This is a genomic window from Nostoc mirabile CHAB5784, from assembly GCF_020829645.1.
GTDB lineage: Bacteria > Cyanobacteriota > Cyanobacteriia > Cyanobacteriales > Nostocaceae > Nostoc > Nostoc mirabile.
In genome coordinates this window covers 47,698-58,035 of sequence record NZ_JAIVFS010000051.1, presented here as the reverse complement: position 1 = coordinate 58,035, position 10,338 = coordinate 47,698, and the positions used below count along the sequence as shown (strand labels likewise).

Annotated in this window: 11 protein-coding genes; 7 read left to right on the top strand and 4 right to left on the bottom strand. The window is 40.8% G+C overall.

All coding sequences use genetic code 11. From position 1 onward, the window contains the following. A partial coding sequence (locus LC653_RS26555; RefSeq protein WP_229497686.1) for a hypothetical protein occupies positions 1-290 on the top strand: 290 nt, incomplete at its 5' end. 393 nt (positions 291-683) lie between these two features. Here LC653_RS26555 and LC653_RS26550 read toward each other — a convergent pair. Further along, on the bottom strand, positions 684-878 hold the full coding sequence (locus tag LC653_RS26550) for a hypothetical protein (protein WP_229497685.1): 195 nt from the start codon (positions 876-878) through the stop codon (positions 684-686). Between the two features lie 269 nt (positions 879-1,147). Here LC653_RS26550 and LC653_RS26545 point away from each other — a divergent pair, with 269 nt between their 5' ends. Continuing rightward, positions 1,148-1,660 (top strand): GNAT family N-acetyltransferase, encoded by a 513-nt coding sequence (locus LC653_RS26545; protein ID WP_229497684.1) that lies wholly within the window; start codon positions 1,148-1,150, stop codon positions 1,658-1,660. A 523-nt stretch (positions 1,661-2,183) separates the two neighbouring features. Here the strand turns inward: LC653_RS26545 and LC653_RS26540 are convergent. Next, entirely contained in the window at positions 2,184-2,801 is a 618-nt protein-coding gene (locus LC653_RS26540) for a class I SAM-dependent methyltransferase (RefSeq protein ID WP_229497683.1), read from the bottom strand. Positions 2,802-3,101: 300 nt separating this feature from the next. Between LC653_RS26540 and LC653_RS26535 the strand changes: the two genes are divergently transcribed. From LC653_RS26535 to arsS, 5 genes are all read left to right on the top strand, one after another. Continuing rightward, on the top strand, positions 3,102-3,389 hold the full coding sequence (locus LC653_RS26535) for a Mo-dependent nitrogenase C-terminal domain-containing protein (protein WP_229497682.1): 288 nt from the start codon (positions 3,102-3,104) through the stop codon (positions 3,387-3,389). Positions 3,390-3,584: 195 nt separating this feature from the next. Next, positions 3,585-4,259, top strand: coding sequence for a response regulator transcription factor (locus LC653_RS26530; RefSeq protein WP_229497681.1), 675 nt, complete (start codon positions 3,585-3,587; stop codon positions 4,257-4,259). A gap of 194 nt (positions 4,260-4,453) precedes the next feature. Continuing rightward, a complete protein-coding gene (gene arsM, locus LC653_RS26525; protein ID WP_229497680.1) occupies positions 4,454-5,422 on the top strand; it encodes an arsenosugar biosynthesis arsenite methyltransferase ArsM in 969 nt (322 codons plus the stop codon). Positions 5,423-5,610: 188 nt separating this feature from the next. Beyond that, complete coding sequence (locus LC653_RS26520; RefSeq protein WP_229497679.1) at positions 5,611-6,570, top strand: inorganic phosphate transporter; 960 nt, start codon at positions 5,611-5,613, stop codon at positions 6,568-6,570. Positions 6,571-6,594: 24 nt separating this feature from the next. Continuing rightward, positions 6,595-7,599 (top strand): arsenosugar biosynthesis radical SAM (seleno)protein ArsS, encoded by a 1,005-nt coding sequence (gene arsS, locus LC653_RS26515; protein ID WP_229497678.1) that lies wholly within the window; start codon positions 6,595-6,597, stop codon positions 7,597-7,599. 346 nt (positions 7,600-7,945) lie between these two features. Here the strand turns inward: arsS and LC653_RS26510 are convergent, their stop codons facing one another. After that, positions 7,946-9,682 (bottom strand): BAR domain-containing protein, encoded by a 1,737-nt coding sequence (locus LC653_RS26510; RefSeq protein WP_229497677.1) that lies wholly within the window; start codon positions 9,680-9,682, stop codon positions 7,946-7,948. Between the two features lie 3 nt (positions 9,683-9,685). Beyond that, on the bottom strand, positions 9,686-10,264 hold the full coding sequence (locus LC653_RS26505; RefSeq protein ID WP_229497676.1) for a winged helix-turn-helix domain-containing protein: 579 nt from the start codon (positions 10,262-10,264) through the stop codon (positions 9,686-9,688). Positions 10,265-10,338 lie beyond the last annotated feature (74 nt).

Sequence of the window (10,338 nt, the reverse complement as noted above, 5' to 3'; positions counted from 1 at the left end):
TGCTTGTTGAGCGAGAGCATTTGCTTGTTGAGCGAGAGCATTTGCTTGTTGAGCGAGAGCATTTGCTTGTTGAGCGAGAGCATTTGCTTGTTGAGCGAGAGCATTTGCTTGTTGAGCGAGAGCATTTACTTGTTGAGCGAGAGCATTTACTTGTTGAGCGAGAGCATTTACTTGTTGAGCGAGAGCATTTACTTGTTGAGCGAGAGCATTTACTTGTTGAGCGAGAGCATTTACTTGTTGATAGCCTAGCTGCGCTTACGCACTTACCACACCAGTCCTACCCGCCCTAAAAACCAATACGCTTGGGTTAAGCAAATTTATCTGTTAAAGCAGGCTGTTATTGAGCAGGGGAGGCTGGCTTTGCAGCAATACGGTTCGGTTAAGCCCAAAAAATAAAAATGTGTAGGTTGGGTTGAGGAACGAAACCCAACATATTGCAGGGTTTGTTAGGTAACACGAATGTTCAACCCAACCTACAAATATTCTTAACCGAACCGTATTGGGCGTTGCAGGGGCAGAGAAAAAAGCTTAACTGAACTGTATTGTCCTAAAAAAGATTCTCACACAACAAAAATGAGTGGATAATCGTGATATAAACCACAACTATCCACTCAAAGTTTAGTAAATCGGGGTTACTAGAAAAACCCAAGTAGATTATTGAAACTTGGCAAACTTCAAACCAATTAACGTGACTCAGTTCCCTGATTGGGGCTACCTGCTATACCATCCTCTCCTGGTGCTTCTGGTGTAGCAGTGGTTTTAGCATCGCTCTTTTCACTATCGCCAGTTTTGCGCTTACTTTCGTCAACAGGGGTTTCGTAATCACCAGAAGAACTGGGCGTTGTTTCTTGACTACCAGATTTTTGTTGTTCAGACATTATTACATTCCTAATAATTTTATTGTTGGCATTATCTTAAGAAGATTAGGAGTGGGAGCGCATCTATCCAGATATAGTTATGGCTGATTACTACCTCTATCGAAAGTATTGTTTAGTACCACTCATGTATACTGAGAAAAATCCAGAAATGTAGAGTTTTTTAAACTTACAACGCTTCCTATGGTTAAGGGAGGTTTATTTCCGTCGACCTGTACTAGGTGAAAAATATGATGTGATGATTGTGATACAAACTAATCATTGTGTAATTAATGAATCAGAGCAATCTATCGTTACCATCTGGGTGTATGCTTCGCAAGGCAACTTCTGGGGATCAGTGGTCGATTCGATTGCTGGTGTTTTCAGCGAAACTCGACCCAACCCAATTAAATTGGCAGCAATTTTGGGTAGTTGAATGCGATGCCTACGGCGGGCAAAGCCTACGCAATCTGGTAGCTTGTGGACAGCTACGTAATTTCTCCGGGGCGCAAGAACTTGGTAGTTTGGTCGTTGCGTCAGCTTGGAGAGGTCGCGGTTTGGGTACTTTGCTAACGCAGCATTTGATTAATACAGCAACGCAACCACTTTATCTTGAATGTTTAGGTGAACGATTGGCGCAGTTTTACAGTCGCTTTGGTTTTGTGCCAATATCTTTTGAAGACTTGCCACAATTTCCCAGTACAAGAGGCAAGTCTTCGCTCAAGGGGAAATTCAGATTCTCGCAATTAGCTAAAAGGCTGTTCAGAGTTCCTGTGGTGTTTATGGAACATCGAGGTAATTTGTAATTCGTAATTCGTAATTCGTAATTCGTAATTAATAGGACTTACGCAAGAATTACGGAATAACGTAGACGCAAAGCTGTGAAGCAGCGCGGTCTTCTCACATTGGGAGAGGCTAACGCCAACGCGTAGCGTCTCGTAGAGAAGGGGGTTTCCCCCATGAGCGACTGCTGTTAGCGCAGCGTTAGCGTTCGCGAGTGCGTCTCGTAGAGAGGTACGAACGTCACCCGGAGGGCTTGCCCTCCGGCTACCACAGAGGCGCAGAGAAGCCAGTGCGCCCTTGCGGTTAAGAGACTTGTCCCTTGCGCGTCTCCCCGAATCCCATTCGTGAGAGGCTAGCGCCTGCCGTAGGATGCCCGAAGGGCTGTAGGGAGAAGCAACTGGCGCGACACGGAGAAATAAGAGTTTGAGAGATATTTTGCGTAAGTCCTAATTAAGATACGCAGAAAAAGGCTTGATACAACCTGTTTTTAACCCTTTACTTTCGTCCATTCCCCACTCCCCATTCCCAATTCCCCACTCCCCATTTTCAAATCTGAGGTTTAGCAAAAATTGTTAGTAACACAGGCCCTAGTAAATAGTGGTGATTCAAACACAATAACCCAGCAGAGGAGCCAAGAAGTTGACGTTGATTAGGGCTGTAGAGTCTAATTCCAAGGGGAGAGACTGGCAATAATTGAGGTTCTGTCTCTTTTTTGGAGGTAAAATCAACCAAGTAGAAGCGTCCACCGGGAGAAAGTACCCGTGCTATCTCACTAACCACCTGTTTAGGTTCCAAATAGTGCAAAAAGCTGATAGTGCTGAAAACAGCATCAAATTGACCATCACCAAACGCAAGAGACTCAGCTTTACCTTCGACATAAATTAAGCGTGGACGGTGGCGGTTGCTCTGTCTTGCTACCCGCAACATATTAGCAGATAAATCCAATCCGATCGCTTGCAGGTCGGAAAACTGAGTCGCAAGTCGCTCAAGTAAGCGTCCAGTACCACAGCCGATATCAAGTACATTTGCTGACTCTGGTAAATCGACGTACTCCAGCAACCGTTTGTGAACGGCTCGATAAAACACTGAAGGAAATAGCCAGTCGTAACTTGGTGCCCATCGGTCAAAAAGGAACTTTTTGTTACTAAAAAAGTCATTAGTCATTAGTTTTCGCAGTTCACCTGAAGCGGAATGCTTTTTTAGGGTAAGTAGCTGCGCCTCAAATAAGTTGGTTAACTATAGTTTTGCAGTCCGGCAATATCTAGTATGCTCACCTTGGCAAATCATCCGGAATTTTGGCAATTTAATCTGTAGTTAACAGTGTGCCTAGAGATTCATTCTATCTCTGTAGAGAACCAAAGAACTAGCAATCAGTGCATAAAACTATAGAACCTAACCGTATATATTTATAGAGGTTCAAATACAACAAACTCATCTAGCTTGAAATTATAAAGGTAAAAAATTATGACAAGTTTTATTCAAACCCGGTTACACAATGATCTACTCCATCCAGTCCGCCAGTGGTTGGAAACGATAGAAATTCAGAACTCTAAATTGGCTCATTTCCTGTGCAAAGCTATTCCTGCCCAGTGTCCCTTTGAACGAGACATCACGCTCTTTAGCCGGAAGCTGTTTCACATTCCTCCGATGTGTAAATTAAATCCCCTATACGAAGAAGTGGTTGGTTTGCGTTTTAAAGCGCTCTGTTATCTTGCCGATGAATGCGGTGAAGATGTCACAGCCTATTGCTAATAGCCAGTCGGATCGTTATTTGATCGAGCAGCGATCGGTAATTGTAAATTTACGGTTGTTACTTACTCAGGTTTATACTAAGCTAACGTACACCTAATTTAGATGTTTAGCTATTTAAGTAGCTGGCACCTCGAAGACAGTGTTTCCACACCGTATTTTTGCCTACCGTATCCTGCTGAAATCATTAACATTATCATGACGCACATCTTACTGGTTGAAGATGAAGTCAAACTGGCACGATTTGTCGAATTAGAATTGAATTATGAAGGCTATCAAGTCAGTATTGCCTACGATGGATTAACTGCACTTACCGCAGCGCGTAAGTTACATCTAGATTTAGTAATTTTAGACTGGATGTTGCCTGGTTTATCGGGGTTGGAAATTTGTCGCTGCCTGCGAAGTATTGCTGATAAAGTGCCGATAATCTTATTAACCGTCAAAGATGAAGTGAGCGATCGCATTGCAGGCTTAGACGCTGGTGCTGATGATTACCTCGTTAAACCCTTCAGCGTTGATGAATTATTAGCCAGAGTCGGCGCTCACTTGCGAAGAAGCCAGCTAGTAGATGGCGCAGATGTTTTAGAATTTAAAGACCTGTGTTTAAATCGTCGCACGCGCCAAGTGTACCGAGATCAGAGGTTAATTGAGTTAACTGCTAAGGAATTTGATTTACTAGAATATTTACTGGCCCATCCGCGACAGGTAATTACCTGCGATCGCATTTTACAAGAAGTCTGGGGTTACGACTTCATCGGCGATACCAACATCATCGAACTTCAGATGCGCTACCTACGGCTGAAACTTGAAGCCAATAACGAAAAGTGCCTCATTCAAACTGTGAGTGGTGTCGGCTACACATTGCGTGATTGAATTTGGGATTGGGCATTGGGCATTCTCCACTCTGCTTCCTCATTCTCTTTCCAGTGTGAAATAACGGTAAAACCCCAAGGTTTTCTATTCTAGGAAGATTTGGGGTTTTTGGCAATCTGAGTAAAAACTCATCCAACTCCGGGTTAATTATATTAGGATGCACAAAGCTGTGATCATCTAAAATCTAAAACTGCATGACCTATCTAGAAACAGCAGCGCAATTCTACCGCGAAGTTGCCGAAACCCCGCAAGTTGGACTTTGTTGCGTGCAAAGTACACCCCTGCAACTACCAGGATTGAAAATTCCTTTGCCAATGCAGGAAATGAACTATGGTTGTGGCACCACCGTTCACCCCACCGAACTAGGAAACCAACCTACTGTGCTATATGTCGGTGTTGGCGGTGGCTTAGAAGCGTTGCAATTCGCTTATTTTTCCCGCTATGCAGGTGCTGTAATTGCCGTTGAACCGGTTGGGGCCATGCGGGAAGCAGCTGCACGCAATCTGGAAATTGCTGCTCAAGAAAATCCGTGGTTTGACAGCAGTTTTGTAGAAATCCGTGAAGGCGATGCTTTTAACTTACCCGTTGCTGATCTTCGCGTCGATATCGTGGCGCAAAATTGCCTTTTCAACATCTTTGAACCAGAAGATTTAACCCGTGCTTTAAAAGAAGCTTATCGGGTATTAAAACCAGGCGGACGTTTGCAGATGAGCGATCCAATTGCTACTAGTCAAATTCCAGCACACCTTCAACAAGATGAACGACTCAGAGCCATGTGTTTATCAGGCGCACTCACATATCAAGAGTATACTGAACGGATTACAAATGCTGGTTTTGGTCAAGTTGAAATTCGCGCCCGTCGTCCTTATCGTCTACTAGATTCCCAGACTTATAATTTAGAAGAACACCTACTTTTAGAAAGTCTGGATTCTGTCTCCTTTAAAGTTGCTATTCCAGAAGATGGTGCTTGTATCTTTACGGGAAAAACAGCAGTTTATGCTGGCTCGGAACCCTTCTTCGACGACTCAGCAGGCCATCTACTCCAGCTAGGTATTCCCGCAGCAGTGTGTGATAAAACTGCTGCTAAACTTGCGGCTATCAAGCCAGCAGAAATAATTGTCACCAATTCAACCTGGCACTATAGCGGTAGTGGTTGCTGTTAATTTATTAAGAAAGAATTCAGGTGTCAGGAGCCAGAATTCAGAATAATTCTGTACGACTGAGCAAAGAATGCACAATTTAAATATTTCACTAATTGCATTCTTAATTCTAGATTCTAGATTCTGGATTCTGGATTCTGGATTCTGGATTCTGGATTTTGGATTCTGACTTCTTCTTTATAAACTCCAAAATGTTGTTAATTAGTCTATTTATCGCCACGCTTTTTTTAGCATATTCTAATGGTGCAAATGACAACTTTAAAGGGGTAGCAACGTTGTTTGGTAGCCGAACCAGCAGCTATCAAACAGCAATTTTGTGGGCAACTTTTACAACTTTAGCTGGTGCGGTTGCTGCAACTTTTTTGGCAAGTAGATTAATTAAAAACTTTTCTGCGAAAGGACTAGTGCCTGACGCGATCGCTGATTCACCAGAGTTTCATCTGGCAGTTGCTCTTGCTGCAGGTTTAACTGTACTGATAGCCACCTTCATGGGGTTTCCCATTTCCACAACTCACAGTTTAACAGGTGCGCTAGTTGGCGCTGGATTAGTTGCGATCGGACTCAAAGTTAATTTTGCAGCTTTGGGAACTTCTTTTATTTTGCCTCTATTACTCAGTCCAATTATTGCTATTCCCTTGGGGGCAGGAATTTATAGTTTATCTGGCTATATAATTTCAAAATGGAACCTATCAGTCAATCAAAAAATAATTGATACTTGCCATTTTCTCAGCGCTGGAATTGTCAGTTTTGCTAGAGGATTAAATGATACTCCTAAGATTTTTTCACTCATTCTAGTTATTGAGTATTTTTCGATTCAGGGGGGAATGATTACGATTGCGATCGCAATGGCACTTGGCGGTTTACTCAACTCCCAAAAAGTTGCAGTAACCATGAGTGAAAAGATTACTTCATTGAATCATACTCAAGGCTTATCAGCAAATATAGTAACTGCAATTCTGGTAATTGCAGCTAGCCGATTTGGGCTTCCGGTTTCCACCACTCACGTTTCAGTTGGTTCTATTTTTGGAGTAGGGTTAACTAGCAAAAAAGCCAATATACGTGTTTTTTATCAAATACTATTATCGTGGATTTTAACTTTACCAACTGCTGCAATTATTAGTGCAATAACCTACAGATTATTGCAAGCTTAGAAAATATTTAAGGAGTAGCAACTAATGCCAACTCAATCAAAAGTTATACTATCAACAGTCACACCATTTAAAAACAAACTCAATTCTCCTTTGACAAAAAAGGGAATCACTGTTTTACAAATTAATCTAGGTAAGCGTTGTAACCTTGCCTGTACACACTGTCATGTCGAAGCTGGGCCAAAACGTACAGAAGAACTTTCTCCTGAAGTTTGCGAACAATTGATTTCGCTAATCCATAAATTTCCTGAAATTAAGATTGTAGATTTGACTGGTGGCGCACCAGAAATGAATTATGGATTTAAGCCATTGGTAGAAGCAGCAAGAGCAACTGGTAAGCAGGTAATCGTCCGGTCTAATTTGACCATTTATTTTGAAAATGGATTTGCTGATTTACCAGAATACTTTGCTCAACACCAAATAAGAGTTGTGGCTTCCCTACCCTGCTACCTAGCAGATAATGTTGATAAAATGCGCGGTGCTGGTGTTTTTGATAGTTCAGTCAAAGCTTTGCAGTGGCTTAACCAACTCGGCTATGGTAAAGAGCCAAATTTAATTTTGGACTTGGTATTTAATCCCCAGTTACCCACGGATGAAAAATTTTCTTTAGCTCCCGAACAGACTAACCTAGAACGAAATTACAAAATGTTCTTGCAAGAACATTTTAATATTGTGTTTAGCAACCTCTTCACCATTACCAACCTACCAGTTGGTAGAACCAAAATGCATTTAGAACGGAGAAAACTGTACACCAGCTATTTGCAGTTTTTAGAGTCACATTTTAATCCCAACACAGTTGAACATTTGATGTGCCGCGATGAACTCTCAATTGACTATCTAGGCAATGTATATGATTGCGACTTTAACCAAATGATGAATTTGCCTGCGAAATATCGCAATGGTGAAACTTTGACAGTGAGCAAACTCTTAGAAGCTGACAGTTTAGACTTGATTAGTGAGATACAAACTGCTGCTTATTGCTATGGTTGTACTGCTGGATGTGGTTCTAGTTGTGGTGGTGCTTTGCTCTAAAGACAAATAACAGGGCTTACGCAAACAATAGCCAAAACCCTTATTTTCAGGTAGGGGCAATTCATGTAGACGCAAAGCGGCTTCCCGCAGGGTATTGCCCCTACAGCGTATACCTGAAAGTATCATTGCAAAAAAAAGTCTGTTACCAAAATTGTTACGAGTGCGTTGTTGTTGGGCAGTTACTTTATCATGATATATAGTTAAACTCCTCACACCACACTGAAAGCCGTGAAACATTATGTTTTGCGGTTTTTTCCTTTTTAGGAATGATACACCTGGGACAATCGTGTTGTGAGATGAGGTGCGATCGCATATTTTCACCCTTTCTAAAGAATTATCACTCTTTTCAAAAGCAAATCTCCGCTTTATTCAATTTTTCCTGAAGTTTTTTTCTCACTGCATCAGTAAATTTTAGATCAGATGCCAGACCTTCTAAGCGAATATAGCTTTTACGTTGTCTAAGGTTTATTAGCTTATCGATAGTTGTTTGTTTTATACCTGTACCTTTGAAAGCAACAATAAGTCTATCTTTGTCAGCCTTATTAATATTGATAGCAGTAGGTGGTGATGCTGATGTTGAGTCTGGTGTCGGTGTAGCCGTTGAGGCTGGTGTCGGTATTGAAAATACTTTTTCAGATTCAATAAATTGAATATTTTTAAGCTCTAACTTTCGGTGTAACAAAGATGGGCATGAAGGAGCAATCATAAAAGCTAGATCAGGTGGGTTTGCGTCTGGCTTGAAATTAATATCACTTAACCATCTTTCAAACGTCTGCAAGTGTCCGCTTAAAAGCTCATAGTTTTTTGCTTCACCAAAAGCTCTAGCTACACTTGTACGGTTATGCAACAATTCCACGTAGCAGTCAAATGCATGACCTGATAGCACAGTTGTAGTTGAAACTGCCGATAAAGTATATGCAGATTTACTCAAATAACTTGCCCACTTTGTTCGACACTGCGCTTCCACTAACTCTCGGGCATTGCCTTCAAATAACTGCTCAGGTGCTTCGTTAAAATATCTTTCATGTATTTCCAGTACTGATGATGCGTAGTCTTGGCAAAACTTCCTTAAATTATTAGTAGGGTTCAAGCGGATATTTTTAATTTCTTCCCATGCTTTTGCAAAATTCTTATATGCCTGATAAGCACCTTGAATCCGCTCATCAATCTTAGCTCTGATCGTTTCAAGCTCGTTGCTATAGCCTTTATGTAGATTGATAACCGCTCTATCTACGATGCTTTCTAATATAATATCTCCAGCAATAAAACCTTTTACATTGTCTGTAGTGCCTACCAGATAGATTAGCAGATTGACTTTTGAGTTAAACTGCTGGCGCACTCCTTTAATTAATGCCTTAAAAAGTGATCTAGTGTCTAGAATATAATTTGGATATTCTTGGAGATGATCTAGCTCATCTGTAAGGTATACAAAGGTAAAAGCTGGCTCTAAAGCTGCGACTTCAGAGATAACATAAAAGAAAAAATCTTCAAAACTCACTCCACTGTCAACAAGATACTTGTTAAACTTAGGATAAAATTGAATTTTGAAATTTTTCGCCGATTCAAGTTCAGCAACTCGGCTTCTTTCTAATAAATCGCTAAGAATACGTTTTGCTACTTCTTTAACTGATGGAGATAAGTTTTGGTTGTGTAATAATTTCCAGAAAGTGTGAGCTAATATATAACAATACAATTTTATCCCAAAGTTATGATCTCCACCCACTCTTAACAAGTCAGAAAGTGGGAAGCGAACTACTAAAGAAAGACTTCTGTAATTACGTTGAGTCTTGGTTAATTCATGTAAATAAGTTAGAAGTGAAGTCTTACCACTACCAAGCGCAGCTGCAACAAATCTAAAGGCAAAGTAGCCCTCATCAAAGGTATATCTTAGATCGTCTTCCAGTAACTGAGTTATATTAGATATTGCTCGCATAGAAAGACTGAGAGCGGTAGATCCCTCACCATCTGACCCTGGAGGTCTAACAACACGCTCAATCCAAATATCTTCTATGAAACCTTCACCTCCTTTAACTTGTTGCAAAAAGTCTTTTATAAATTTTTTCTTACCTGCATCTTCTGGCATTATTTACTCCACCCACTGAATTATTTCTTCTTCTTTTTCGGTAACAGCAAAAACTTTGCCAGTTAATTTAAGTGTATTGAAGTAGTTGTCCAATGTAGATTGAGAAATCGGGTGATTATCCCTAAATTTCAGACCAATATCTCGACTGTAAATAGCAACAACGCCACGCAATTCCTGTTGCTTTCTTTCTGCAAAGTATAGTTCTTTAAACTTTTCTACGAATGTGTCAAAGTCCATATCTTCGATAGGTACAGAAGAAACATAGTCTTTCAACGATGTCAGCTTCAGGCAATGCAGAAGAGTGTTTAGAACTTTTTGCCCTTTTGAAGAGTCGAATTCGTAGTCTGTAGTTTGTAGATTAGCGACAAGCGCTTTCCTGCCCTCTTCTGTGACTGAAATCCGCCTTCTCTTGGGAGATTCTAGTAAATTTTGCTGATATAGAGTGTTATATATACCATCAGCATTTTTTTTGAGTTCTTTAGACAAATGCTCTTTGACAGTACCTTGAGTTACCGTACCCTCATTTGAGTAGGCGACTGTGTAAAGCAAGTAAAGCATTTGCTCTATGGAGAGTTTAGTCATAAATTCCTCTTACTCTTAAACAATTTTACTTAGACTCCTTTGGTGAACATAAATATTTTATCAAAGTAACATAT